Genomic DNA, 25640 nt, shown 5'->3' with positions numbered 1-25640 from the left:
TCACAAAACAGATAAGACACTTTTATAAGTTATTTTTTCTCTGACTAACTTTTTTCACTTGGATTATTTGACTCTCAACCCAGCCATCCAGCAATCGGGTTTTCAGCGAATCACCAACTTTGACCTGTTTAACCTGCTTCAACAACTTCCCATCTGGAGTTTCACTGATACTATAACCACGACTCAACGTTGCCAACGGGCTTACGGCCTCCATGCGTGAACAGGAAACCGCAAATCTCTCTTTATAACGGGATAACTGTCGCTCTATTGCCTGTTTGAGCCGAAAATCATATTGTTGAATATGTTGGCTATAATGTCGTATTTCTTGCTCAGGGCTATTTTGTAAAAGTCTTTGATTTAATTTTTCATAGGAAATTGAATTTTGTTTCAGGCAGCGTAATAAACCATCGATCAATTTTTGACGTAATTCAGATAAACGATTTTGTTGACGTGCCAACCGCAAATCAGGCCGTTGTTGTTGGAGACGATGTTGTAATCCATTAAAAATCCTCTGCTTTTTGGCAAAAAAGTAATCCATCGCCATTTCGAGACGCTGTTGCAGGGACTGAACTTGTCTCAACAATTCAATTTGATTACGGCTAACTAATTCTGCCGCCGCAGAAGGCGTCGGAGCACGCAAATCAGCCACAAAATCTGCAATTGTGACATCGGTTTCATGTCCAACAGCACTGACGATAGGTATTTGGCTCTGAAATATCGCACGTGCTACCTGCTCGTCATTGAAACACCACAAATCCTCCAACGAACCGCCACCACGCCCAACAATTAAAACATCGCACTCTTGTCGGGTATTTGCCAGTTCAATAGCCTGAATAATCTGCCATGGAGCTTCTGCACCCTGAACCGCAGTAGGATAAATAATAATAGGTAAAGAAGGATCACGACGTTTCAGAATATTCAGAATATCGTGCAATGCTGCGCCACTGGCTGAGGTGATCACTCCAAGGCGTTTGGCAGGTGAGGGTAGCGGTTTTTTATAGATTTGCTCGAACAATCCTTCTGCGGCGAGTTTCTGTTTCAATACTTCAAATTGTTGTTGCAATAATCCGTCACCAGCAGGTTGGATGCTTTCTACTATCAGTTGATAATCACCACGTGGTTCATACAGGGTGATTTGTGCTCTGACCAACACTTGCTGACCATTTTGTGGCCGGAATGCGGCTCGTAGATTGTAACTGCGAAACATCGCTGCCCGGATTTGCGCCCGTTCATCTTTCAGCGTGAAATACCAGTGCCCGGAAGAAGGTTGGGAAAAGTTAGAAATTTCAGCACTTAGCCAAATTCTACCCATTTCCAGCTCCAATAGCTGACGAACCGTCTGATTCAGACGACTAACAGAAAAAATTCCAGTGTTGGTTGGCAGTGACATGTGAGCTAGATCAAATTTTAAAACAAGGACTTAATTGACTGATAATAACTACTCATAATTACTAATCAAGAAATTTTTTCAGAAAATGCTGGAGGCAACCGATTACGGCCTGTATAATGCCGCGGCAATATTTTATCCCTTATTGCCACATAGCTTGGTGAGATATTGCCCATGTTACGAATTAAAAAAGAAGCATTAACTTTTGACGACGTCTTGTTGGTTCCTGCCCACTCTACAGTTCTGCCTAATACAGCAGATCTGTCCACGCAATTAACATCTACTATTCGCCTGAACGTGCCTATGCTTTCTGCGGCAATGGATACCGTGACGGAATCTGCATTGGCTATCGCACTGGCACAGGAAGGGGGAATTGGCTTCATTCATAAAAACATGTCTATCGAACGTCAGGCTGAAGAAGTCAGCCGCGTGAAAAAGCATGAAAGTGGTGTTGTGGCTAATCCCGTAACTGTAACGCCACAAACGACATTGCGCGAAGTCAATGAACTGACTGCACGTAATGGTTTCGCTGGTTACCCGGTAGTGACGGAAGCGAATGAGTTGGTGGGTATCATTACTGGTCGTGATGTCCGTTTTGTGACTGATTTGGATCTGCCTGTTACAGCAGTTATGACGCCGAAAGCGCGTTTAGTCACTGTAAAAGAAGGTGAAGCCCGCGAAGTCGTGTTGCAGAAAATGCATGAGAAGCGTGTTGAAAAAGCGCTGGTTGTTGATGAAAACTTCCATTTGCTTGGCATGATTACGGTGAAAGATTTCCAGAAAGCAGAACGTAAACCGAATGCCTGCAAAGATGAGCAGGGGCGTCTGCGAGTTGGTGCTGCGGTTGGTGCTGGTGCGGGCAACGAAGAGCGTGTTGATGCACTGGTTGCCGCGGGTGTAGACGTGCTGTTGATTGACTCATCCCATGGCCATTCAGAAGGTGTTTTGCAGCGTATCCGCGAAACTCGTGCCAAGTATCCTGATCTGCAAATTATCGGTGGTAACGTAGCGACGGGTGAAGGTGCTAAAGCGCTGGTAGAAGCAGGAGTGAACGCAGTTAAAGTCGGTATTGGTCCAGGCTCTATCTGTACGACTCGTATCGTTACTGGTGTTGGTGTTCCGCAAATTACTGCAATTGCTGATGCAGTGGAAGCACTGGAAGGAACAGGGATTCCAGTCATTGCTGACGGTGGTATCCGTTTCTCAGGTGACATTGCCAAAGCCATTGCAGCGGGTGCATCCTGTGTGATGGTAGGTTCAATGCTGGCGGGTACAGAAGAATCTCCGGGTGAAATCGAACTTTACCAAGGCCGCTCATTTAAATCTTATCGCGGAATGGGTTCTTTGGGCGCGATGTCCAAAGGCTCTTCTGATCGTTACTTCCAGACTGATAATGCGGCTGACAAATTGGTGCCAGAAGGTATCGAAGGCCGTGTTGCTTATAAGGGACTGCTGAAAAATATCGTCCATCAACAAATGGGTGGTTTGCGCTCCTGCATGGGATTGACGGGTTGTGCCACGATTGGTGAACTGAGAACTAAAGCAGAATTCGTTCGCATCAGTGGTGCTGGTATTCAGGAAAGCCACGTCCATGATGTGACTATTACCAAAGAATCACCAAACTATCGTTTAGGTTTGTAATTTATTTACTCAGGTGGCCCGCAATTGCGGGTCACTGACTTTTATTGTTTTATTGCCACTTGTTTTGGGAATTCACCTCGAATGACAACTAATATCCATCAACATCGCATTCTGATCCTTGATTTTGGCTCGCAATATACACAGCTAATTGCCCGCCGTATTCGTGAAATTGGTGTTTATTGTGAACTTTGGACATGGAATGTCACCGAAGAACAAATCCGTGCATTTAACCCGAACGGCATTATCCTTTCTGGTGGTCCCGAAAGCACAACTGAAAACGATAGTCCACGTGCACCAGAGTATGTCTTCAACGCAGGCGTGCCAGTATTGGGAATTTGCTATGGTATGCAAACCATGTCCATGCAACTGGGTGGAGCAGTTTCTAATTCTAATGAACGTGAATTCGGCTATGCTCAGGTTGAGATCAAAGGTGACAGTAAGCTGTTTCGTGGTATTCAGGATGCACTGAATGAATCAGGTACGCCGATACTGGATGTGTGGATGAGCCATGGCGATAAAGTAACAGCTATTCCCGAAGGTTTCACAACCGTAGCCAGTACGGATAGCTGCCCGTTTGCTATCATGGCACATGATGAAAAACGTTTTTATGGTGTGCAATTCCACCCGGAAGTGACTCATACTCATCAAGGTTTGAATATCCTGAAACGTTTTGTGCTGGATATTTGTCAATGTGAAGCGCTGTGGACGCCAGCTTCTATTATTGACGATATCGTAGAACGTCTGCGTGCACAGATTGGTGATGATCACGTTATTCTGGCGTTGTCTGGTGGTGTTGATTCTTCTGTAACAGCACTATTGCTAAACCGTGCAATTGGTAAGCGTTTGACTTGTGTATTTGTAGACAATGGACTGCTGCGCCTGAATGAAGCCGATCAGGTGATGGAAATGTTTGCGGGTAAATTTGACCTGAATATTGTCCATGTTAAAGCGGAAGATCGCTTTCTTTCTGCGCTGGCGGGAATTGATGATCCAGAAGCTAAACGCAAAACTATTGGTCATGTGTTTATTGATGTATTTGATGAAGAAGCTGCAAAACAGACTCAGGTCAAATGGCTGGCGCAAGGCACGATTTATCCAGACGTTATCGAATCTGCGGCCTCTGCGACAGGTAACGCGCATGTGATCAAGTCTCACCACAATGTGGGTGGTTTGCCGGAAGATATGACACTGGGTTTGGTTGAGCCACTAAAAGAGCTATTTAAAGATGAAGTTCGTCGCATTGGTCTGGAACTGGGCCTGCCATATGACATGCTGTATCGTCACCCATTCCCAGGGCCAGGTCTTGGTGTTCGCGTACTGGGTGAAGTGAAAAAAGAATACTGTGACTTGCTGCGTCGTGCCGATGCTATCTTTATTGAAGAACTGCATAAGGCGGACTTGTATAATAAAGTCAGTCAGGCATTCACTGTATTCCTGCCAGTTCGTTCTGTTGGTGTAATGGGCGATGGCCGTAAATATGACTGGGTTGTATCTCTGCGTGCAGTAGAAACCATTGACTTTATGACCGCGCATTGGGCACATTTGCCATATGATTTCCTGGGTCGCGTATCGAATCGTATTATTAATGAGGTCAATGGCATATCGCGAGTTGTTTATGATATCAGCGGTAAACCGCCCGCAACAATCGAGTGGGAATAATCTAAAGCTTTCCTAAGTCTCACCAAATTATCATGATTTTTTAATTAAGACCCTGAAATCAGGGTCTTTTTATACTCATATCTCACAAAATCACACTGTACTAGCAGGTCATTTCTCTCGGTATTATAAAAATATATAGTAAGTGGTAAAATAATCGTAATAGTCAGATGCTACGCGAGATGATAAATTAATTCATGTATTCTGGCTCTAAGCTAAGGGCAGTTTTAAATAAAATTTAAAACAAGTATTAATTAAATGGCAAAAAAATACTCGATGTAGCGTATATAAGAAAAAATAAGGGGTGAGAATGTATGGATAAGTATATTGTTGTTTATAATGGTGTTGATAGTAATAATGACACTTCAGTGAGTACTCAAATCGCGCTGGATATTGATATGAGCAAAACCTCGGCTGCTGATTTTCTAGGTCTATTGGAAAATAATGCTTTAACCCATGCTACAGAATTGGATAGCTCTGTAGCAAGAGTTGCTATTGTTGGAATATACCAACTTTAATATACCACCATATTTAATAACTTGCTTCAGCGCTAAGAAGTTCCCGAAAAATGGACAGGCATAGCATCATGTGATCCACTGATTGTTCCATCCAGTCAATGAGAACTGCTATGCCTGCATATATTTATCTTTTCTATGTGCTTTGTTAGTTAACAATAACGTATATAGTGATAATAATAATTAAATATTATATTTTACATCGACTATTATTCAATGTAATGTGAATTGAGTCTCATACAAAAAATTGAATTTATCATATTCACATTAGGTCGTTGATTATGAATAAAAAAATGATGTTAATAGGTATTGCCATTGCCTCTGTATTATTTTGCCAAATGGCGTTGGCAAGCAGCAAAATTATTCCTTTTACTGAGAATGATGCGAGGTTTGCGAAATCTTTAGTTGATAATGATGTCAATAAGTTATTTTCTGGCGGTAAGGTATCCAGTGATTATGGATATAAGTACATAACTGCAAGAGATTTATACAGAAAATATTCTGAAAATGAAGTAAGAGCAAACAGAGAATTAAAATATAAAAAAGTTATTATTTCCGGAAAAATTAAAAGTATAAATAATTATCCTTCTGATGGTAAATCGTTTATTGCATTAAGTGCCGGCAGTTTCTTAGATACTGTGCATGTAACATTAAGTAATAATTTTCAAGATTATGTCCTTGAATTACATAAGGGGCAAAAGATTACCCTGGCATGCGAAGTGGTTGGGACGGTCGTTGGTGAGCCTGTTGTGAAGGATTGCATACCAGAAAGTAACGCGAAAGAGCAAGTAATCCAGTCTCTGGTATTCCAAGTTAATAAGGCAATTAATGGTGATAGGGATGAATCTAATAAGAAAGGTGTTGTTATAGTGGTGTTATCAAAATTAGTTAGTTTATCAACTAACAACTTCTCTATTTGTAAGAGAATTGATATATCTTGCCTGCAACAAGCAAATAATCCAAAGTGGAAAAAGTTTGCAGCAGAAAACAAAGAGCAAATAGAACAGTATAAAAAAATGTTGGATAATCAAAAATAAACGGACTTCGATTAGAGCGATCAGAATCATTATGGATATTATGCCTTCAACTGATTATCGTAAACTTATACCGACTGCCTCTCATACACAGCGGTTGAAATCTGATATGGTGAATTTCCCCCAATAATTTGCATTTGGAACATTATGATTTCAGCATTAGCTATCAATAATTATCGTTCTATTCGCGATCTTCGTATCGTACTTGGTCCCCTTAATGTGATTACAGGAGCAAACGGTAGCGGTAAATCTAATTTATACCGCGCACTACGCTTGCTATCTGAGACAGCACAAGGTGGTGTTGTTAATTCTCTGGCACTTGAAGGTGGGTTGGACTCTGCGTTTTGGGCAGGGCCGGAAACTTTTTCGAGAACAGCGCGTGCGGGAGGGGTAGTGCAAGGGGGAGTGAGAAAAGAGGTAAAGCGGTTACGTCTCGGATTTGCAACAGATTCATTTGGTTATTCTATTTCCCTTGGTTTACCTGAGCCGTCACAGTCTGCTTTTGCGTTAGATCCTGAAATTAAACAAGAAGGTATTTGGGGTGGAGAATGTTATCATCCGGCTGGTTTACTGGTTGAGCGCAAAGGCCCGATCATCCGGGTTCGGGAAGGCCGAAGATGGCAAATCGTATCAGGACACATTAACAATTTTACCAGCATGTTTGATCAGCTGGCTGATCCTTTAACTGCTCCGGAAGTTTTTCATATGCGTGAATTTATTCGTGGTTGGCGCTTCTATGATCATTTCCGTACTGATAGTGATGCTCCGGCTCGTAAGGCGCAGATTGGGACACGAACTCCTGTATTGCGTCATGATGGACGTGATCTGGCTGCTGCGTTGCAAACAATTCGTGAAATTGGTGACGCACAATTGCTGGATGAGTCTGTTGATGATGCTTTCCCAGGCGCTTTGGTAGCAATTTCTCGCTCCACAGAAGGGCTGTTTACTATACAGTTTCAGCAACATGGTTTAATCCGTCCTCTTTCTGGTGCGGAATTGTCAGATGGAACACTGCGTTATTTATTATGGATCGCGGCATTACTAACTCCACGCCCACCGTCAATGATGGTATTAAACGAACCAGAAACGAGTCTCCATCCAGAACTTTTGCCTTCACTAGCTAAATTGATTATAAAGGCATCCAGTCAAACACAAGTGTGGGTCATTTCACATTCACCAGTCTTGATTGCGGCACTAAAGCAATCTTCACACTGTCAGCATATTCAACTCAAAAAGCAACTTGGTGAAACCCATGTGACTGATATAAATATGTTAGAAGAACCGTTATGGCGTTGGCCAGATAAGAATTAATAACTTGTTTTCTGAGCCGTACTTTTCTCTACCAATCACACCTTATCACACAGAGATTGTGACTCTTTTCACATTTTACAGTAGATAAACCTAAAGCTAGGAAATATTCCTAGCTTAACTAAGACTATAGCTCAAGCCAACTTTTTATCACTTCTTTATACTGCTAGTAACGACAATTCCTACGAAAAATTTCGCGTTTCAGCGATCCACTTTTTTTCCACCTGCATTAAAAAGGCTCTTTTTATCGTGATTATCTGAGGATTTCACATGTTTAAAATTCTTGAACAAGTCCGTCAACCGACGTTGGATTTACCAATCGAAATACGCCGCAAAATGTGGTTTAAGCCCTTTATACAGTCCTATTTGGTGGTTTTTATTGGTTATATGGCTATGTATCTGGTGCGAAAGAACTTTAATATTGCCCAGAACGATATGGTTTCCACTTATGGTTTGTCGATGACCCAGCTTGGTCTGATAGGGTTGGGTTTTTCTATTACTTATGGTGTTGGTAAAACCTTAGTCGCTTACTATGCTGATGGGAAGAATACTAAGCAATTCTTGCCATTTATGTTGATCTTATCTGGCCTTGCCATGCTTGGTTTTAGTATGAGTATGGGCAATTCAGGCATCAGTGTTTTCTTGATGGTAGCATTTTATGTTTTGAGTGGTTTTTTTCAGAGTATAGGAGGCCCGGCAAGCTATTCCACTATTACCAAATGGACACCCCGTAGTAAGCGGGGAACTTATCTTGGACTGTGGAATATGTCACATAACGTTGGTGGTGCAGGCGCTGCAGGGGTTGCATTGTTTGGTGCTAACTATTTGTTTGACGGTCATGTGATAGGGATGTTTATTTTCCCTTCTATCATTGCGTTGATCATCGGTTTTATCGGCTTACGTTACGGTAGCGACTCACCGGAAAGTTACGGTTTGGGTAAAGTTGAAGAATTGTTTGGTGAGAAGGTCAGCGAAGAAGATATTGCGGCAGAAGAAAACAAAATGACCAAGCGTGAGATCTTTGTTGAATATGTCCTGAAAAACCAAGTGATTTGGCTTCTTTGCTTTGCCAATATTTTCCTTTATATCGTGCGGATTGGTATTGACCAATGGTCAACAGTATATGCATATCAGGAGCTAGGGCACTCTAAAGAGATTGCGATTTCTGGCTTTACTATGTTTGAAGTCGGCGCGTTAGTGGGAACGCTAATGTGGGGTTATTTATCAGATTTGGCAAATGGTCGTCGTGCTCTGGTCGCATGTGTCTCATTAGGCTTAATCATTGTTAGCCTTGAATTCTATCAACATGCAACCAGCGAGATTATGTATTTAGGCTCCCTGTTTGTACTCGGATTTTTGGTATTTGGCCCACAGTTGTTGATTGGTGTGGCCGCCGTTGGTTTTGTACCCAAAAAGGCAATTAGCGTTGCAGATGGTGTTAAAGGTACTTTTGCGTATTTAATCGGTGACAGCTTTGCTAAATTGGGCTTGGGGATGATTGCAGATGGTGTGCCTATTTTGGGTTTAACGGGATGGAAAGGCACTTTTGCGGCACTTGATGTTTCTGCATTTATTTGTATCGGCTTACTTGTTTTTGTTGCCATTGCTGAAGAGCGAAAAATCCGAAGCAGCAGGAAGTTACAGTAGGAAGTTACAGTAAATTCTATAGAAAATGTTCTGACGCTACTGTTTCATCCACAGTAGCGTCTTTGGGCGAAACGTATCCGCTCTTAGTTTATTGCACAGCTATATTAATGAGAGTAATTTATGCAGTTTTTCTGATCTGATAATAAATAACGATGATTAAAGTAGCGTTAGTCGATGACCATGTAGTGGTACGTTCTGGTTTTGCTCAGTTATTGAGTTTAGAACCTGATATTGAGGTTGTTGGTGAATTTAGTTCGTGTGCCGAAGCGAGGCATGGGCTTCCTGGATCTGGAGCAATGGTCTGTATTCTTGATATCTCAATGACAGATGAAAGTGGGCTTTCATTATTACAGGATATTCCTTCCGGTATTGGCTGTATTATGTTGAGTGTCCACGATTCAGCCACAATGGTGGAAAGTGCGTTAAAGGCGGGAGCACGTGGCTATCTTAGTAAACGTTGTAGCCCAGATGAATTGGTACAGGCTGTACGTACTATTGCGAATAATGGTTGTTATTTCACCCCGGATATTGTGCTTAAATTGACTTCAGCAAAAAATAACCCTGCTTCATTACAACATTTAACTAAGAGGGAAAGGCAAGTAGCAGAAATGCTTGCCAGAGGGATGGACGTTAAAGAGGTGGCGGTTGAGTTAGGCTTGAGTCATAAAACAATCCATGTTCATCGGGCTAATGCGATGAGTAAATTGGGTGTGACAAATAACGTGGGCTTAGCGAATTATTTTGCTTCTAGTGATATCTAATGTATCGATACCTGATCAATTCGTTTTGCGGCGGGTTATTGTTTTCTTGCTGGTGGTTCTGTTTGTGGGTGATAGCCTACTATTTTGTTAATGATTTAGAGCTGGCTATTTTATTTTTTCCATTTGCCTTGCGTCTTGGCATCGCTTTGCATATTCCCAAACGGTATTTACCGGTATTATATGGTACAGAATGGCTACTTACTATTGGTCTGGCGCTATTAATTAGGCAGCCCCAATGGCTTACCGTGTTAACTGCCAGCATAGTGAGCCTTCCTATTGTTTGGATTGCCGGCCGTTATTACCGTGGTAATCAATGGCAACGATTGTCTGTTATGGTATTTGTGATTGTAGTAACTCTTTATCTGACTGAATACCATCACTATGATTTGGTAAGTGCAAATTTTGCCGTATCGCTCTTTGAAGTTGGCGGATTTATAGGATCACTAGTTGCTGGCTGGGGTTCTGATAAATTATTTGGCGGCAATCGTGGCCCTATTAATTTAATATTTTCAATAGGTATTTTTTTATCAGTGGCTGCGTTATGGTTGATGCCCATGACCGATTTAGTTTTCCAATCGTTAGGTTTTTTTACTATTGGATTTTTCGTTTTTGGCCCGCAGCTATTGATTGGTATGGCCGCAGCAGAATGCTCGCATAAAGATTCAGCGGGTGCAGCAACGGGATTTGTTGGCTTATTTGCCTATACGGGTGCAGCGCTGGGTGGCTATCCATTTGCAATTATCTTAAAAAATTACCACTGGACTGGCTTATTTATTACTATTTCTGTTTGTGCTGTCATGATTGGCTTATTATTACTGCCTTTTTTGCAAGCCCAATTTCCCCGGCAAAGGGAGCAGAGTTAACTGTTCTCACTGAGGCGTAATTGCTGTCGATGACACCAATCTTCTTTAGTTAACTCCCATATTTCACAATCATATTTACCCGATACATACTCTTTTGTTTCGGTTCTTATAACTTTCATGCCTTCAGCGTGTTTGTTATATAACCCGATGATACCAATCAGCTCATTAGGATTAGTTTTAATTCTGAGTGACCAGATATAGGCTTTTTGATCTTGTATTACTGGCATAGCAATGTTATTGACGAAATATTGCCCGCCATTATCAGGATATGACCAGGGTACGGCGTGACTGTCTAAATATTTTACGATATCCCAGTGAGGAAACTTTTGTTAAATTTGAGAAGCATCATCATAAGCCAATTTCTTTAACAAAAGGCGTTTAGTTTCCAGATCATTAAATGACATACCTTTAACCGCTCAATCAAATGTTAATTTATTGTGAGGGATATAATGGATTTTAGAGGGTTAGCAGTCAATCTGATATCACCTCGGTTTTATAAAAACATGCTAAATGAAACATGGTATAGTAACTCTTTGTTCTGTCTTTTATCCCATCGGAATGTTATGTCTTATCAATGCCCGTTATGTCATTTGCCACTGCTGTTTTCCCATCATCAATGGCGCTGTGAAAAGAATCATCAGTTTGATTGTGCAAAAGAAGGTTATGTTAACTTACTACCAGTTCAGCATAAACGTTCAAAAGAACCGGGTGATAGTGCTGAGATGATGCAGGCGAGAAGGGCGTTTTTACAAGCAGGTTATTATCAGACACTACAACAAAAAGTTATTGAATTATTTGATCGTTTTTTACCTGAACGAACTAAGGCATTGCTGGATATTGGTTGTGGAGAAGGTTATTACACTGCATCGGTACAAAAGGCGTTGAACCTTAAACGGCATATTACAGTGTATGGCTTGGATGTGGCGAAAATCGCCGTTCGTTATGGGGCTAAACGTTACCCGGATGTCAGCTTTTGTGTGGCGTCCAGCCATCGATTGCCGTTTACGGATAGCTCTCTTGATGGGATTTTACGAATTTATGCTCCTTGCAAAGCGGCAGAATTATCCAGAGTAGTAAAATCAGAAGGCATTGTCCTGACTGTTACACCGGGTCCGCGTCATTTATATCAATTGAAAGAATTAATTTATCAGGAAGTTCATCTGCATCCTGAGAATACTGAACAACTGGAAGGTTTTGAATTGGTTTCGGCGGAAACTCTGGCCTATGAAATGCAATTGGATGGTGAACAATCCTATAATTTATTACAGATGACGCCGTTTGCCTGGCGGGCTTCTGAAGAGGTCAAAAGTAATTTGATAGCTACGCAGTCATTTAATTGTGAAGTTGATTTTACGTTGAAAGTTTATCGTCGTATTTAATAGGTATATAAGGTTGGATTCGGAATAGATATCTGAAAAATATCTATTCCGCAGAAAATATTAATATTCTCAGGCATACATAAATAATTTGAGATGCTCAAATAATATATTGAAACCAATAGCAATTAATACCAGTCCACCAATAAGTTCTGCACGTTTACCTAATAATGGCCCGATGTAGCGTCCGATTAGCATTCCCAGAGTAGCCATAATCATTGTCATCATTCCGATGGCCATTGCGGTATGTAATATATTTACCTGTAAGAAGGCGAGACCAACACCAATTGCCATTGCGTCCAGACTGGTTGCAACGGCGGTAAATATTAATGTTAATGAACTATAGCGACGGGGTGTTGTGGATTTAATCGTGGTTTCCGGCTCACGTTTGAAACTTTCGACAATCATCCGGCAACCAAGGATAAACAATAATGAGAATGCCACCCAATGATCCCATTCCATAATATATTGGCTGGCATAAAGCCCCAGAGACCAACCGATTAAAGGAGTACTGGCTTCAACTAAACCAAAAATGAGGCCAGTGCGGATTGCTTCACGTAAATGTGGGCGATGAAGAGCTGCTCCTTTACTGATGGCAGCAGCGAAGGCATCCATGGATAGAGCTAATGCGAGGGTAAGAGTTGTATAGAGATTCATTAAAATAACCTCGGCTGGGTATTCCACATACACATAAATCACCCCCAACCAATGGTGATGTTATGTGTCTATGGTCTTGCCAACCGATTTGGCATTCGTACCACGTTTTATGCAAACGAGTATGTTGATACGAATTTTCCAGAAGAATTCTGGAACAGGCTACTCCCCAATGACTGGGGTGGACAATATCATATTTGGCATAAAAGGCAAAAATATTTTACATACGTTAAATAATGGCTTGATAATAGTTATCATTATCTTTTGTGGTAAAAAAATAAGGCTGATGAAAATAAGGCTGATATAGTGTTGCAGCCTTATTTAAAATTAATATGAATCAGGGAAGCGTTATTTTTTATTCAGCAGAAATTGATAAATCTTTTCTAAGTCATCTGGTTTTGTTACAGCAATATATATTTTATTTGACTCAAAATCTATCATTAAAATACCATCTTCAGATAAATTCATTGCTTTAATTTGGTCATAATTAAAGAATCGGTTGGAATAATAAAAGCCTTTTTCTTTGAATATGAGTTTAGGTGAACGAATATAACTAAGGTATATTGTCACTAAAATGATAAAAGATAATAGATACGTCGTTAATGGAGTACCTTGCGCTATCACGTTATTGTAAATAATGATAATAATTAAGGCGATAAATATTAAAGCATCAATTCGATGTTTTCTTTTTAATTTTATGTTTAACAGAGTCTTGCCTTTGATATGATGGATGATAATTTCGTCATAAACAGCAAAAGCGAGCATTAATAAAATTGAAATCATCAATATGATGTCATTCAGGCTCATTGTTACCTCTGATTCTCTAACTTATAGCTCTTGTTTTTATCAATGAGGGAGGAAATTTCCTCCCTATATTTTTAATAAATCAATTTTCTAATAAAACTATTTAACTAAGCCCAGAAAACCGAAATGATAACCGATGATGCCGATTACGAAGAAACCAATAATGATCCACAGAGGGTTTACTTTTTTCCGTAATAGCCACATGCAGCTAAAGGTCAGCAATAGCGGGGCAATACCGGGTAGCAACTGGTCAAGAATTGTTTGGACCGTTGTTACCTTCTCGACTCCTGTGACGGGATCAGGTACTTTAGAAATAACAAGTGGAATATTGACTTTCGTCCAGCTATTAACCAACGCGCCCATCACGAATAGCCCCAGGATTGACGCTCCTTCTGTCATCTTTTGCAGGAAACCGCCACCCATATCTTTAACGATATCCATTCCTTTTTTATAACCATAGGCGACTCCATAGTAGCGGGTCAATAAACGCACCAGGTTGAACAAAAAGAAAAACAGAATAGGGCCAAGTATGCTGCCACTCATAGCAATTCCTGCTCCAAGTGCTGCAAAAACAGGACGGACAGTTCCCCAGAAAATAGGATCACCTACACCTGCCAAGGGGCCCATTAAACCAACTTTAATACCGTTGATTGCACCATCATCAATATTAGCTCCGTTGGCTCGTTGTTCTTCCATCGCCATCGTAACGCCCAGAATAGGGGCCGCGACATAAGGATGCGTATTGAAAAACTCAAGATGGCGTTTGATAGCCTGTTTGCGTTCTTCGGTATTTTCGGGATAGAGACGACGAATAGCTGGGACCATTGAGAAACAGAAACCCAATGCTTGCATACGTTCGAAGTTCCATGAACCCTGTAATAAATTAGAGCGTAGGAAGACACCACGGATATCGCTTTGTGTCAGTTTTTTCTGCCCCATGTTAGTTGTATCTGACATATTGTTCATCCTCTTAATCTAATTCGTTATCAAGGTTATTTGGGGTATTACCCGCAGGAGCAGCGGTCTGTGACTGGTTGTATTTAGGACTGAGTTGGATATACAGGATTGCCAGAACAGCGCCAACGACACCGAGTATAACGAGATTCTGGATATATACAGCGGCCACAAAACCGAGATAAAAGAATGGCATCAGATAGCCAGCTCGCATCATGTTAATCACCATTGCATAACCAACAACGACGATCATACCGCCAGCAATATTGAGGCCAGTGGTGACAACTTCTGGAATAGAGTTCAGCATATTCTGAACTTCAGAGGTTCCGACAGACAATGCAACAACCAGTGCAGGCAAAGCAATACGCATTGCTTGCAGTATTAAAGCAGTAATGTGAATGATGGTAATAGCGCGTAGGTTACCATTTTCAGCAGCCTTATCTGCTGCGTGTTGGAAACCAACGGTTAAGGTACGGACGATAATGGTAAGAACCTGACCCGCAGCAGCCAGTGGAATTGCCAGCGCGATACCTGCACCAACATCTTGTCCGCCGGCGATAACCAGAATGGCCGAAATAATGGATGCCAGAGCTGCATCAGGAGCAATTGCTGCACCAATGTTCATCCAGCCCAGGGCGATCATTTCCAGTGTACCGCCGATGATAATGCCGGTTTTCATATCACCAAGCACTAGACCGATCAATGTACAAGCAACTAATGGGCGGTGGAATTGAAATTCATCAAGAATGGACCCCATGCCTGCAATACAGGCGACGATGAATATCAATAAAAGTTGAACAACGGTAATTTCCATTGTTTTCTCCTGTAACCAAATGTAATTTGGTAAGAATTTCGTTATTGAGTAATGGTTAATAAAAAAATATCTGTTTTGATTGTTTTAAGCTTTTTTGAGCAGATCCATCATATTTAAACGCGTATCGCTGGCAACTTTGCGTGCTTCAAGTTCGATACCGCGAGAATTCAGCTTTTCGAAAGCATTAATATCTGTTGTATCAACAGAGATAGCATTGTTAATTTGGGTTTTACCTTGTTTGAAAGCCATACCGCCAATATTGACAGATTCCAGTGAAACACCGCCTTCTACAATACGCAGTACATCAGTAGGATTGGTGAATAACAGCATAACGCGTTCACCGGCATATTTAGGGTTATTGTAAACACGAATACACTTGGCAATATCGACCACATGTGCACTGACCCCAGGAGGTGCAACCTGCTTTAATAACGTAGAGCGCACAGTATCTTGTGCTACTTCATCACTGACTACAATGATACGCTTGACGTTAGTCTCTTTTGTCCAGCGAGTTGCAACCTGGCCATGAATAAGGCGATCGTCAATGCGAGCAAGGGCAATTTTCATGTGACCACCAGCAACAGGTTCAGTAACCTGGGAAGTCATGGGGGCTGCCGATTGGGGTGGTTCAGGTTTATCAGCCTCTTTGGCTGGCTCTGTCTTAAGGGCTCGAATGCCTTCTTTCCCTGTTTCCAATGCAACAGAAACCAATTCTTCCATTGATGGATTATCATCACGGCACATAAAGGCTTCAACCAACATTGGTATGTTCACGCCAGTGATGATTTCGTAGTTTTCTTTGTCCATTACGATACGGTTCGCCGCATTAAATGGACTGCCACCCCAGGTATCGACAAAAAATAAGACCCCTTGTGTTGTATCAAGTAACTCCAGTTTCTTATTGTATTTCTCGAATAACGTATCGGCATTTTCACCGGGCACAAAGTCGATATAAGAAACGTTTTCTTGTTCTCCAATCAACATCTCTGTGGTACGAAGCAATTGCTCCGCAGCGGCCCCGTGTGTGCCAATCATAATGGCTATACTCACTTGTTTTCCCCTTTCTGTAACAATTGAACTCGGATTTATTGCAAGCTCATACTCAATACTTCCAATATGTTGTACTATACCCATCACCTTTCAAGATGAGACCTTGAAATCCATAGGGTATATCTATTAATAATCATGACAACTATTAACGAATATGATAGTTACAAGCATCGTATTTTATCGAGGATCCTTCTCAAATATTCCATTTCTCATGGCCTTATATTTCGTTACATAAGAAAATATGTCATTAGATTATCATTGGAAGCATTTAAGAAAATTGCTATCAGTCAGAAAATTCAAGATAGGCTATTTTGAGAGGTTAAAATAAGATTTTTGTTTTACTTATAGGGAATAATTAACTTATTTTTCTTTAAATTTTCGTTTTTATGATTTTTGTAACTATTTTAGATGGCATTTTATTAATTTTTAGATAAAAAAATTTTGATACCTTAGACCGGAAAGAAGAAAAAATGTACTTAATTGATCCGTTTCAGCCAAAAAAAATCCCTACTGTATAGCAGGGATTTTTTCAGATAAGTCAGATTTTACCTAAAATAGGTAACCGCTTAACTTATAAACATATTAATTAAGTTACAGAGTTGATTAGTCACACTGTACTTTTATTGCCAAACCACCACGTGATGTTTCACGATATTTAGCGTTCATGTCCTTACCTGTTTCGTACATGGTTTCAATAACTTTATCAAGTGAAACCCGTGGTTCGCTGGTACGGCGCAATGCCATACGAGCAGCATTGATAGCTTTAACTGAAGCAATGGCATTACGTTCAATACATGGAACCTGTACCTGTCCCGCAACAGGGTCACAAGTCAAACCAAGGTTATGCTCCATGCCTATTTCGGCTGCGATGCATACTTGTTCAGGACTTGCGCCAAGTAATTCTGCAAGACCTGCCGCTGCCATTGAACAGGCAACTCCCACTTCTCCCTGACAGCCGACTTCTGCCCCAGAAATGGAAGCATTCATCTTATACAGGATGCCGATTGCACCTGATGCTAGGAAGTAGCGCGTATACAGTTCTGGAGTCACAGGCTCAATACAATGGTTGTAATAAGCCAGTACCGCCGGCACGATCCCACAGGCGCCATTGGTTGGTGCGGTAACAACACGCCCACCAGCGGCATTTTCTTCATTAACTGCCAAAGCGAACATATTGACTAAATCAACAACATTCATTGGATCATTAGACAATTTATTTGATGATGTCAGCATACGGTGCAGAGCGGCTGCACGACGAGGTACACGCAGAGGGCCAGGTAAAACGCCTTCTGTATTCAAGCCTCGTTCAATACAGGCCCGCATGGTGTCCCATACATCTGCAAAGTATTCAGCAACTTCTTCTTTGCTATGCAAATCCAGCTCGTTTTTCATCATCAAGCCAGAAATAGACAGCCCTGTTTTGCTGCAATTCATCAACAAATCAGCAGCAGAGCTGAATGGGTAAGACACAGGTTTGGTATCCTGGGATGGCTTACCGAAATGTTCTTCATCAACAATAAAACCACCACCAATGGAGTAGTAAGTTTTGCTGTAAACATTTTTGTCACCTGCAATTGCATGGATCTGCATACCATTTTCATGCAATGAAAGGTTATCGCTACGGAAATTCATACCTCCGTCACGAGGAAAATCGACTTCATGTAAACCATTTGCCAGCGGCAAACGTTGAGTTTGCTCAACATCACGAATAAAACCAGGGATTGAATCAATATCAACAGTAGCGGGCATATTACCAGCCAACCCCATGATAATGGCGATATCCGTATGATGACCTTTCCCGGTTAATGAAAGTGAGCCGTACACATCAACAGCTACACGCGTGATAGAGGACATCAGCCCCTGGTTTACAAGATCATCGACAAATTGTTTTCCTGCTTTCATAGGGCCAACAGTATGAGAGCTGGATGGGCCGATACCCACCTTAAACATGTCGAAAACGCTAATCACGCCAGACTCCTTAGAGAAGAAAGATATATAGTATATTTATAATTAAAGCGCGTTACTTTACTGTTATTTAGTGGTGTTGATAAAGGAGTTTACAGTTTTTTTTTAATTATAATAGCTATTGATATGATTTTGGATGATAAATGAGCAAATTTATAACCTCTCGCAAGCGTTCCTAGAGTGATTTTTGAACTTGCTGTGCCAGTTGGTAAATAATGGCAGCGGTTAATCCCCAAATCATCTGTTCACGATACCAGTAAAAATAGATCCGATGCTGTCGGTTTCGCCGCTTAATATCCAAATATCGATAGCAAGGAAGAGAGAGTGCATCAAAAAGTGGAATTTCAAAAACGCGGTCTACTTCTGTTGGATTGACTTGAAAAGAAAAAGGAGGTGAAACCAACCCGACGACAGGTGTGACACGATACCCGCCACTACTGTCCAATGGGGCGAGTTGTCCCAGAATTTGTACCTGATGATGTGGAATGTTGACTTCTTCTTCTGCTTCACGCAAAGCTGTAGCGATCAATGAATGATCTTCCGGATCAGCTGCGCCACCGGGAAAAGCAACTTGCCCCGCATGTGAACGTAAGCTTTTGGCTCGTTGAGTCAATAAAAGTGTTGGCTCTGGCTTACAAATAATTGGCAATAATACAGCGGCATTCCGCTGATTATTGCTTAGATACTTTGGTTGTACAGGCAGTTGCAATTGAAACCGATGAATAAAATCAGAAAGAGATGTCATGATAGTTGGGGTTCCCTTAATTTAGGCAAGATATGTCCAAGTTTATCGAATGTTTCCTGATACTCTTTTTCCGCAATGCTATCTGCAACAATACCACCACCAGCCCAGCAGTATATTTTTCCTTTTTCTGTCAACAGAGTACGTATAGTGATATTGCTGTCCATTGTACCGCAGAAACTAATATAGCCAATAGCGCCACAATATCCATGTCTGCGATGTGGTTCTAATTCTTCGATAATTTCCATAGCGCGAATTTTTGGGGCACCAGTGATGGAACCACCAGGAAAACAAGCCCGTAGTAAATCGGTTGCGTGATACTTATCTTGTAGTGTGGCTGTAATGGTACTGACGAGATGATGCACTGCCGGGAAAGGTTCAACGATAAATAATTCCGGAACTTTGACGGACCCTGGTGTTGCAACACGTCCGATATCATTTCTCAGGAGATCAACGATCATCAGATTCTCGGCGCGGTCTTTTCGGGAGTTGGATAATTTTTCAGCTTGCAATTGATCTTTTTCCGGATCTTGATCGCGCGGCAGCGTTCCTTTGATTGGTCTGGTCTGGATTTTCTTATCTTCCAACAATAAAAATCGTTCAGGTGAGACACTAATAATGCAATTTTCGGGCAAGCGAATAAAAGCTGAAAAAGGAGCACGGTTACATTCATTCAGTTGCTCGAATGCCTGCCATTCATCACCTTGGTAATCGGCATGAAAACGTTGGGCCAGGTTGACTTGATAGCAATCGCCATCACGCAGATAACGGTGGATCTGAGCGATTTTTTCATGATATTGCTGTTCACTCATATTGGATTGCCATGAATTGGTGAGAGCAAAATCGGTTTCTTGATTTTTGGTGTGTGATTTTAGCCATGCCAGGCGGTTATCAATATCGTGGTAACTGAGTAAAGTCACTTTTTTCTGATGATGGTCAATAATAAGACACCAATCGTAGATCCCAATAGCCATATCTGGAAAATTCAGTTCATTAATGGCCATGGTGGGTAACTTTTCAATTCGTCGTCCGAGGTCATATCCCCATATTCCCAGTGCTCCCCCCTGAAATGGTAGGTCGGGATCAAACTGTGCAGTAAGATTACAGGCATGAAGATACTTTTTCAGTAATAGAAAGGGATCATCTTGCGAATAAGAAACGGCATCATGACTTTTGATTTCTGTCACTTCCCCGTGTGTTACAAGAGTCACAATAGGTTCAGCCACAAGAATATCAAAACGATTATGTGGATGTTGGGCGGCACCTGAATGCAACAACATTGCCCAGGGAGAGGCAGAGAGCGGAGCGAAATAACAGGTAGCAAGATTAGGAGAATAAGGTAACTGACGTTTTTGTAATGCAATCTTCATGGAGGAACCCGTATTGGCTGGGCAATTGAAAAAATAACTGATTAATGCGCGGAGAGTACCATAGAATGGTATACCTGTTCACGGGTTGTCACACTGCAACTTGAAATTGATTGAGTATATAATCACAGCTTGTCGCTAATTATTATCGTATATTTGAGGTTAAGGCTATGTTTTCAGGTATGCCAGCATTATCCCATGAAGAGCAGCAAGTCGCGGTAGAAAGGATCCATCAACTTATTTCTGAAGGGATGGGAAGTGGAGAAGCCATTGCTATTGTTGCTCAGGCGCTGCGGGAAAAGCATCAGGACAAAGAGCAGATCCATGTTTTATTTGAGGATGATGTAAAATAACAGTAACGCATTTTTAACAAAACTCACATAATTACTTTCTATTACATGTTAGTTTAACCGAACATTTAATCCATATGATTTGGATGGTAATAGGAGGTAATATGAAGACAAATCAATTTATTCATCGTACTAGGTTATTGAGTGTAACTGTTGCGTTTTTCCTTTCGTTTGCTGCATCAGCCGCTGAAAATGATCATGTGGCTAAATTTGTTTCCTGTAAGAACTTGACTAAAGATCAAATTGCAGCGCAAGTTAAGCGAGATTTTTTACAAAATCGTCTTAATCATTGGGATAAAGACAGGCAACAACTGGGCACAGGAAAACCCGTTGCGTGGGTAAATGTCAATGATATTACTGGTGATAAAGATACGTTACAGATTCCGCTCATTGTCCGGGGTTCCAAAAAAGACAAAAGTTACAATGCCACAATTGATTGTCAAAAAGAGACTATCAGTTATCGTGAAGTTAAATAAACAAATTGTCATGACAGCTTCAAATGTATTCGGGATACTAGAAATGTATCCCGTTTTATTTAATGAGTGAGGTTTCTTTATGACGGAATTACGAAAACTTTATCCAGCTTATGACGCATATAAAACCGGCTATCTGGATACTGGGGATGGGCACCAAATTTACTGGGAGCTTTGCGGAAATCCTGAAGGTAAACCTGCGGTATTTATCCACGGAGGGCCCGGAGGGGGAATAGCAAATTATCATCGGCAGTTATTCAATCCGGAACATTATCATGTCATGTTATTTGATCAGCGTGGCTGTGGCCGTTCCAAGCCTCATGCAAGTCTTGAAAATAATACAACATGGCACCTGATTGATGATATTGAACGTTTACGTAAGCAGATGGGGGTTGATAAGTGGCTGGTTTTTGGTGGTTCATGGGGGTCAACGTTATCTCTGGCTTATGCACAAAAACATCCGAATTCTGTATCAGAATTGATATTAAGGGGAATATTTTTACTCCGGCCTCAAGAATTGCAATGGTATTATCAGGAAGGCGCTTCCCGGTTTTTTCCGGAAAAGTGGGAACGTACACTTTCTATTCTTTCTGAAGAAGAATGTACTGATGTGATAAAGGCTTACAACAAACGTCTCACGAGTAATGACCTCGCAGTGCAGTTGGAAGCTGCCCGTTTATGGAGTACCTGGGAAGGGGAAACTGTCACACTATTACCTTCTGAACATGCAGATTCATTTGCAGAAGAACAGTTTGCGTTGGCGTTTGCACGTATTGAAAACCATTATTTTATCAATAACGGTTTTATAGATGAGACACAGCAGTTATTAGATCATGTTGACGTTATCAGGCATATTCCCGCAGTCATCATTCATGGGCGTTATGATATGGCATGCCAGTTACAGAATGCCTGGGATCTGGCGAAATCATGGCCAGAGGCAGAGTTTTATATTGTAGAAGGTGCAGGCCATTCCTTTGATGAACCGGGAATTTTGCATCAGTTAATTGCAGCAACTGATAAATTTATTGGAAAATAGGTGTGATAACCACTCGCTTATGCGGTGGTTACCTCTTTTTTCATATTTAACGGTTTTTGGGCTCATAAGGTAAGCGAGACAAATATCTCGATTGTTGGCGATAGTGGTTCAATCGTTGTTGAAAATATTCCCGTAGGTGTTGTGGTTGAGTTTGCTCAACAGTGTCTGGAATGACAGGCATATTATAGCGCTCTTTAAATGCAACCCCTGATGCTGCCAGATCAACATTGACCTTATCCATCTCATTTTTAGATAACTTGGCTAAGTTACGCTCCACTATTTCCTCTCCCAAAGTGCTATGCATTCCCAGAGGTTAAAATTAATTGAGTCTTCCTTATTTGGCAAGACATTATTTGCATAAAAAAACATCTCTTAAATATTAATAATATCAATTCTCATTTTTATTAAATATTAATTCTTTGATTAAATATTTAATCAAATAAAACTGATTCTTATTTTCTTATATTTAATGAGATTTATTCTTGCTATAAAATAAAAATATTTTATTAAATATCAACTGGTTGTAATTTAAAAATTTATCTTTGTTTTATTGATTTTTAATGGGCATAATATGGATAATTTAATAAAGTTCTAGGAGGTGGGCTAATGTTAAAACAAGAAATGATCACTAAATTAAATGAGCAATTAAATCTGGAGTTTTATTCTGCTAATTTGTACCTGCAAATGAGTGCATGGTGTGGTGATAAAGGTTACGAAGGTGCGGCTGCATTTCTGAGAACCCATTCACAAGAAGAAATGCAACATATGCAGCGTTTATTTGATTATCTGGGCGATACAGGAGCAATGCCTGTACTGGGGGCTATTCAGGCTCCACCTGTTGAATTTAATTCTATTTCTGATGTGTTCAATCAAACCTATGAACACGAAAAATTGATCACGGAAGAGATCAATAAATTGGCGCACTTAGCGATGACAACCCAGGATTATTCTACATTTAACTTCTTACAGTGGTATGTGGCTGAACAACACGAAGAAGAAAAATTATTCAAATCTATCTTAGATAAACTGGATATGGTGGGTGAAAGTGGTAATTCTTTATTTTTACTGGATAAAGATTTGAAAGGGCTCTCAGTTCCAGCTCATGCTTAAGAAAGCACTAAGATAAATTAATCTGCATGATTTTTACCGTAATTCCTGTTTTTTGTTTATTTTTAAGCAGGAATTACGCTTTTTTCATTTTATCTCCTATTTTTGTTTTTTGCGCAGTGCTTCACAGGTCAGGACTTTCACCACAGATTAAATTTATCGTTTGTTATAAAATCCCCTTTAAGCATAAAAATTCATCTGTATATTAAAGGGTTGCCTATTATGTCTATTTTTAATATCCGTTCATTCTGGAGCAATTTGTCTGCTTTGGTTGTTCTGTTTGTCGGTATGTCCTGCCAACAGGCTTTAGCCCATGCTCACTTGAAAGATCAGACTCCGGCAGAAAATACAACGGTGGAAGCCGCACCACAAGCTATAACTCTGAGTTTCTCAGAGCGTATTGAACTTGGGTTTAGTAAAGTAAAATTAATTGGCCCAGAAAAAAAAGAGATTAAAACAGGTAAGCTAGTACTTGATCCTGCGACTAAAACCAAACTAATCCTGCCTGTAGAGGACAAACTAGCAGCAGGGGAATATCGTGTTGACTGGAGTGTTCTTTCTGTCGACGGTCATAAAACGAAGGGTGTTTACAATTTTACTGTAAGATAATGATTTCACTTGAGGCGTTATACGTACTCTGCCGATTCTTGCATTTTGTGGTAGTTATGCTGATGTTTGGGTTCAGCTTGTTTACTACTCTACTTGCCTCAGGCCATTTTTTAATTTTGATTAAAAAACGGTTGAGAGACGGTCTGGCAATTGGGGTTAATGGGGGATGGCTGGCACGACGTTTATCAGTTTGAAATATGGCAGGCAGTGTTAGCAACTTCCTTTGGTAAAGTATGGCAATGGCAATTATTGGTTGCTGCACTTGCTGTTGTGGGAATATTCTTTTTACGTACTGATGCTGGAGATTCTAAGACAAAGAATTTCTTATTATTAGGCTGCTCTGTCATTTTGCTTTCAAGCCATGCTTTCATTGGTCATGCTACTATGTATGAAGGGGTGCTTGGTTTGCTACTTCAGGTGAATCAGATTGTTCATTTGCTTAGTGCCGGCTATTGGTTTGGAGGGCTATGGCCTTTTTTGCTATGCCTGCAATTTTTGCGACTAAATGATTTTTCCAAACCAAACTCAGCTTTTCACCAGATAGATAATTATAGCATGGAGAATAGCCTGTTTGCTGAAAGTGTAGTTGCAATGAGGAGATTTTCTGACTACGGGCACATAGCTGTTTTTTTGGTGATTGTCACAGGAATTATAAGCAGTGCCATTTTAATTCCTGGTTGGCTGACTTTTGATGCCTCTGCTTCCGAATATCAATCAATGCTATGGCTGAAAATCATACTTGTCACAGCTATGGTTCTTTTGGCCTTAATCAATCGTTATATTCTGGTGCCCAAATTAAAGCAGAAAGGACGTTATGAATTACTAATAGTGAACAGTTGGTTGGAAATTATTCTGGGAACTGTTGCTTTATTGTGTGTTGCTATCTTTGCGACAGAGCCTCCTGTGTGATCCTTGAATAGCTTGGATATACGTATATGGTTTTTAAGTATGATTTTTAAGTTGTGACCAATAAAGCTGCAACTTGTAAGACAATGGGTATATAAACAAGAAAAAGGGCGGTAGAATTCAGTTTTATATATGTTTATCAGGGGGATGATGATGAAACGAATATTTTGGTTTTTATCTTTTTTATTTTTCTCTTTCCAGGGGATTGCTGCTCCAATACAAACCATTAGTAAATTACAGTTTGGGAAACAATGGGCTTTTACTCGTGAGGAGGTTATGCTCGATTGTCGTTCAGGAAATGCATTGTTTGTGATCAACCCCAGTACGCTTATGCAATATCCACTCAATGAGCGCGCAGTAGAAATGATGAAAAATAACCAAGTTATTGCAACCCCGCTAAGTACAATACTTTTAGATGATCCTGAACATCGCAACCGAAAAATGAGTATTGAGCCATTTCAGAAAGCGGCTATGGTGCTATGCAATGATCAAACAAATAATGGTAAAGCAAGCGATAAAAAATAACCGTAATTTTTACTGCTGATATATATGTTAATTAACGAGCTAAATAATTAACAAAATTTGGTAATTTACCGTGTGTCAACTACTCTTTAAGAGGTA

25 protein-coding genes, 2 pseudogenes and 1 riboswitch are annotated in these 25640 nt (G+C 40.6%); of the genes and pseudogenes, 16 read left to right on the top strand and 11 right to left on the bottom strand.

Annotated elements, in window-relative coordinates; genetic code table 11:
* Window positions 1-22: 22 nt before the first annotated feature.
* On the bottom strand, window positions 23-1390 hold the full coding sequence (xseA, locus tag AAC852_RS06755) for an exodeoxyribonuclease VII large subunit (protein WP_340620365.1): 1368 nt from the start codon (window positions 1388-1390) through the stop codon (window positions 23-25).
* 171 nt (window positions 1391-1561) lie between these two features.
* Between xseA and guaB the strand changes: the two genes are divergently transcribed.
* From guaB to AAC852_RS06715, 8 genes and pseudogenes are all read left to right on the top strand, one after another.
* Window positions 1562-3028, top strand: a complete 1467-nt coding sequence (gene guaB / locus AAC852_RS06750; RefSeq protein ID WP_340620364.1) for an IMP dehydrogenase — start codon at window positions 1562-1564, stop codon at window positions 3026-3028.
* Between the two features lie 81 nt (window positions 3029-3109).
* Window positions 3110-4687 (top strand): glutamine-hydrolyzing GMP synthase, encoded by a 1578-nt coding sequence (guaA, locus tag AAC852_RS06745; RefSeq protein WP_340620363.1) that lies wholly within the window; start codon window positions 3110-3112, stop codon window positions 4685-4687.
* Window positions 4688-4998: 311 nt separating this feature from the next.
* Window positions 4999-5202 (top strand): hypothetical protein, encoded by a 204-nt coding sequence (locus AAC852_RS06740; protein ID WP_047684229.1) that lies wholly within the window; start codon window positions 4999-5001, stop codon window positions 5200-5202.
* 278 nt (window positions 5203-5480) lie between these two features.
* The gene (locus AAC852_RS06735) at window positions 5481-6236 is read left to right on the top strand and encodes an OB-fold protein (protein WP_340620362.1); all 756 of its coding nucleotides are present in this window, start codon (window positions 5481-5483) and stop codon (window positions 6234-6236) included.
* A 144-nt stretch (window positions 6237-6380) separates the two neighbouring features.
* Window positions 6381-7544 (top strand): AAA family ATPase, encoded by a 1164-nt coding sequence (locus AAC852_RS06730; protein WP_340620361.1) that lies wholly within the window; start codon window positions 6381-6383, stop codon window positions 7542-7544.
* A 267-nt stretch (window positions 7545-7811) separates the two neighbouring features.
* Window positions 7812-9188 carry a hexose-6-phosphate:phosphate antiporter gene (gene uhpT / locus AAC852_RS06725; protein WP_340620360.1) on the top strand — a complete coding sequence of 459 codons (1377 nt, stop codon included), beginning with the start codon at window positions 7812-7814 and terminating at the stop codon, window positions 9186-9188.
* A 152-nt stretch (window positions 9189-9340) separates the two neighbouring features.
* Window positions 9341-9949, top strand: a complete 609-nt coding sequence (gene uhpA / locus AAC852_RS06720; RefSeq protein WP_340620359.1) for a response regulator transcription factor UhpA — start codon at window positions 9341-9343, stop codon at window positions 9947-9949.
* A gap of 284 nt (window positions 9950-10233) precedes the next feature.
* Window positions 10234-10812, top strand: a pseudogene (locus AAC852_RS06715) (MFS transporter); the annotation flags it as partial.
* On the opposite strand, the gene AAC852_RS06710 reads toward AAC852_RS06715, so the two are convergent.
* The gene (locus tag AAC852_RS06710; protein ID WP_340620358.1) at window positions 10809-11039 is read right to left on the bottom strand and encodes a hypothetical protein; all 231 of its coding nucleotides are present in this window, start codon (window positions 11037-11039) and stop codon (window positions 10809-10811) included. The pseudogene AAC852_RS06715 and the gene AAC852_RS06710 sit on opposite strands and share 4 nt — an antisense overlap.
* A gap of 336 nt (window positions 11040-11375) precedes the next feature.
* On the opposite strand from AAC852_RS06710, the gene rlmA reads away from it, so the two are divergent.
* The gene (gene rlmA, locus AAC852_RS06705; protein WP_340620357.1) at window positions 11376-12191 is read left to right on the top strand and encodes a 23S rRNA (guanine(745)-N(1))-methyltransferase; all 816 of its coding nucleotides are present in this window, start codon (window positions 11376-11378) and stop codon (window positions 12189-12191) included.
* Window positions 12192-12260: 69 nt separating this feature from the next.
* On the opposite strand, the gene mntP is transcribed toward rlmA, so the two are convergent.
* From mntP to pabB, 8 genes are all read right to left on the bottom strand, one after another.
* Complete coding sequence (mntP, locus tag AAC852_RS06700; RefSeq protein ID WP_340620356.1) at window positions 12261-12845, bottom strand: manganese efflux pump MntP; 585 nt, start codon at window positions 12843-12845, stop codon at window positions 12261-12263.
* A 6-nt stretch (window positions 12846-12851) separates the two neighbouring features.
* Window positions 12852-13025, bottom strand: a riboswitch (yybP-ykoY riboswitch).
* A 165-nt stretch (window positions 13026-13190) separates the two neighbouring features.
* Window positions 13191-13649, bottom strand: coding sequence for a DUF986 family protein (locus tag AAC852_RS06695; protein ID WP_340620355.1), 459 nt, complete (start codon window positions 13647-13649; stop codon window positions 13191-13193).
* Between the two features lie 96 nt (window positions 13650-13745).
* Entirely contained in the window at window positions 13746-14603 is an 858-nt protein-coding gene (locus AAC852_RS06690) for a PTS mannose transporter subunit IID (protein WP_340620354.1), read from the bottom strand.
* A 13-nt stretch (window positions 14604-14616) separates the two neighbouring features.
* Window positions 14617-15414, bottom strand: coding sequence for a PTS mannose/fructose/sorbose transporter subunit IIC (locus tag AAC852_RS06685; RefSeq protein ID WP_340620353.1), 798 nt, complete (start codon window positions 15412-15414; stop codon window positions 14617-14619).
* An 84-nt stretch (window positions 15415-15498) separates the two neighbouring features.
* Window positions 15499-16464, bottom strand: a complete 966-nt coding sequence (manX, locus tag AAC852_RS06680; protein ID WP_340620352.1) for a PTS mannose transporter subunit IIAB — start codon at window positions 16462-16464, stop codon at window positions 15499-15501.
* Between the two features lie 603 nt (window positions 16465-17067).
* Complete coding sequence (locus AAC852_RS06675) at window positions 17068-18432, bottom strand: L-serine ammonia-lyase (protein ID WP_340620351.1); 1365 nt, start codon at window positions 18430-18432, stop codon at window positions 17068-17070.
* 172 nt (window positions 18433-18604) lie between these two features.
* Window positions 18605-19174, bottom strand: a complete 570-nt coding sequence (locus AAC852_RS06670; RefSeq protein ID WP_340620350.1) for a CoA pyrophosphatase — start codon at window positions 19172-19174, stop codon at window positions 18605-18607.
* Window positions 19171-20541 carry an aminodeoxychorismate synthase component 1 gene (gene pabB, locus AAC852_RS06665; RefSeq protein WP_340620349.1) on the bottom strand — a complete coding sequence of 457 codons (1371 nt, stop codon included), beginning with the start codon at window positions 20539-20541 and terminating at the stop codon, window positions 19171-19173. Before pabB ends, AAC852_RS06670 begins: the two co-directional genes overlap by 4 nt.
* A 167-nt stretch (window positions 20542-20708) precedes the next feature.
* On the opposite strand from pabB, the gene AAC852_RS06660 reads away from it, so the two are divergent.
* The 3 genes from AAC852_RS06660 (at window position 20709) to pip (ending at window position 22397) form a co-directional block, all read left to right on the top strand.
* The gene (locus tag AAC852_RS06660; protein ID WP_340620348.1) at window positions 20709-20891 is read left to right on the top strand and encodes a YoaH family protein; all 183 of its coding nucleotides are present in this window, start codon (window positions 20709-20711) and stop codon (window positions 20889-20891) included.
* 101 nt (window positions 20892-20992) lie between these two features.
* Window positions 20993-21364, top strand: a complete 372-nt coding sequence (yebF, locus tag AAC852_RS06655; RefSeq protein WP_340620347.1) for a protein YebF — start codon at window positions 20993-20995, stop codon at window positions 21362-21364.
* A gap of 79 nt (window positions 21365-21443) precedes the next feature.
* The gene (pip, locus tag AAC852_RS06650) at window positions 21444-22397 is read left to right on the top strand and encodes a prolyl aminopeptidase (protein ID WP_340620346.1); all 954 of its coding nucleotides are present in this window, start codon (window positions 21444-21446) and stop codon (window positions 22395-22397) included.
* A gap of 46 nt (window positions 22398-22443) precedes the next feature.
* On the opposite strand, the gene AAC852_RS06645 is transcribed toward pip, so the two are convergent.
* Window positions 22444-22674, bottom strand: coding sequence for a DNA polymerase III subunit theta (locus tag AAC852_RS06645; RefSeq protein WP_340620345.1), 231 nt, complete (start codon window positions 22672-22674; stop codon window positions 22444-22446).
* 329 nt (window positions 22675-23003) lie between these two features.
* Here AAC852_RS06645 and ftnA point away from each other — a divergent pair, with 329 nt between their 5' ends.
* The 4 genes and pseudogenes from ftnA to AAC852_RS06625 all read left to right on the top strand — a co-directional run bounded on the left by ftnA (window position 23004) and on the right by AAC852_RS06625 (window position 25544).
* On the top strand, window positions 23004-23507 hold the full coding sequence (ftnA, locus tag AAC852_RS06640; protein WP_340620344.1) for a non-heme ferritin: 504 nt from the start codon (window positions 23004-23006) through the stop codon (window positions 23505-23507).
* 219 nt (window positions 23508-23726) lie between these two features.
* The gene (copC, locus tag AAC852_RS06635; protein ID WP_340620343.1) at window positions 23727-24113 is read left to right on the top strand and encodes a copper homeostasis periplasmic binding protein CopC; all 387 of its coding nucleotides are present in this window, start codon (window positions 23727-23729) and stop codon (window positions 24111-24113) included.
* A 2-nt stretch (window positions 24114-24115) separates the two neighbouring features.
* Window positions 24116-25022, top strand: a pseudogene (gene copD, locus AAC852_RS06630) (copper homeostasis membrane protein CopD).
* A gap of 150 nt (window positions 25023-25172) precedes the next feature.
* Window positions 25173-25544, top strand: coding sequence for a YebY family protein (locus AAC852_RS06625; protein ID WP_340620342.1), 372 nt, complete (start codon window positions 25173-25175; stop codon window positions 25542-25544).
* The last annotated feature ends 96 nt before the right edge of the window (window positions 25545-25640 follow it).

This window comes from Xenorhabdus siamensis (genome assembly GCF_037996745.1).
Taxonomy (GTDB): domain Bacteria; phylum Pseudomonadota; class Gammaproteobacteria; order Enterobacterales; family Enterobacteriaceae; genus Xenorhabdus; species Xenorhabdus indica.
This window is presented reverse-complemented; position numbering and strand designations above follow the sequence as displayed.

What these genes read in the sequence shown, in the direction of transcription:
- xseA (WP_340620365.1), bottom strand. Translation starts at nt 1,390, where the DNA reads ATGTCACTGCCAACCAACACTGGAATTTTTTCTGTTAGTCGTCTGAAT.
- guaB (WP_340620364.1), top strand. Translation starts at nt 1,562, where the DNA reads ATGTTACGAATTAAAAAAGAAGCATTAACTTTTGACGACGTCTTGTTG.
- guaA (WP_340620363.1), top strand. Translation starts at nt 3,110, where the DNA reads ATGACAACTAATATCCATCAACATCGCATTCTGATCCTTGATTTTGGC.
- AAC852_RS06740 (WP_047684229.1), top strand. Translation starts at nt 4,999, where the DNA reads ATGGATAAGTATATTGTTGTTTATAATGGTGTTGATAGTAATAATGAC.
- AAC852_RS06735 (WP_340620362.1), top strand. Translation starts at nt 5,481, where the DNA reads ATGAATAAAAAAATGATGTTAATAGGTATTGCCATTGCCTCTGTATTA.
- AAC852_RS06730 (WP_340620361.1), top strand. Translation starts at nt 6,381, where the DNA reads ATGATTTCAGCATTAGCTATCAATAATTATCGTTCTATTCGCGATCTT.
- uhpT (WP_340620360.1), top strand. Translation starts at nt 7,812, where the DNA reads ATGTTTAAAATTCTTGAACAAGTCCGTCAACCGACGTTGGATTTACCA.
- uhpA (WP_340620359.1), top strand. Translation starts at nt 9,341, where the DNA reads ATGATTAAAGTAGCGTTAGTCGATGACCATGTAGTGGTACGTTCTGGT.
- AAC852_RS06710 (WP_340620358.1), bottom strand. Translation starts at nt 11,039, where the DNA reads ATGCCAGTAATACAAGATCAAAAAGCCTATATCTGGTCACTCAGAATT.
- rlmA (WP_340620357.1), top strand. Translation starts at nt 11,376, where the DNA reads ATGTCTTATCAATGCCCGTTATGTCATTTGCCACTGCTGTTTTCCCAT.
- mntP (WP_340620356.1), bottom strand. Translation starts at nt 12,845, where the DNA reads ATGAATCTCTATACAACTCTTACCCTCGCATTAGCTCTATCCATGGAT.
- AAC852_RS06695 (WP_340620355.1), bottom strand. Translation starts at nt 13,649, where the DNA reads ATGAGCCTGAATGACATCATATTGATGATTTCAATTTTATTAATGCTC.
- AAC852_RS06690 (WP_340620354.1), bottom strand. Translation starts at nt 14,603, where the DNA reads ATGTCAGATACAACTAACATGGGGCAGAAAAAACTGACACAAAGCGAT.
- AAC852_RS06685 (WP_340620353.1), bottom strand. Translation starts at nt 15,414, where the DNA reads ATGGAAATTACCGTTGTTCAACTTTTATTGATATTCATCGTCGCCTGT.
- AAC852_RS06670 (WP_340620350.1), bottom strand. Translation starts at nt 19,174, where the DNA reads ATGACATCTCTTTCTGATTTTATTCATCGGTTTCAATTGCAACTGCCT.
- pabB (WP_340620349.1), bottom strand. Translation starts at nt 20,541, where the DNA reads ATGAAGATTGCATTACAAAAACGTCAGTTACCTTATTCTCCTAATCTT.
- AAC852_RS06660 (WP_340620348.1), top strand. Translation starts at nt 20,709, where the DNA reads ATGTTTTCAGGTATGCCAGCATTATCCCATGAAGAGCAGCAAGTCGCG.
- yebF (WP_340620347.1), top strand. Translation starts at nt 20,993, where the DNA reads ATGAAGACAAATCAATTTATTCATCGTACTAGGTTATTGAGTGTAACT.
- pip (WP_340620346.1), top strand. Translation starts at nt 21,444, where the DNA reads ATGACGGAATTACGAAAACTTTATCCAGCTTATGACGCATATAAAACC.
- ftnA (WP_340620344.1), top strand. Translation starts at nt 23,004, where the DNA reads ATGTTAAAACAAGAAATGATCACTAAATTAAATGAGCAATTAAATCTG.
- copC (WP_340620343.1), top strand. Translation starts at nt 23,727, where the DNA reads ATGTCTATTTTTAATATCCGTTCATTCTGGAGCAATTTGTCTGCTTTG.
- AAC852_RS06625 (WP_340620342.1), top strand. Translation starts at nt 25,173, where the DNA reads ATGAAACGAATATTTTGGTTTTTATCTTTTTTATTTTTCTCTTTCCAG.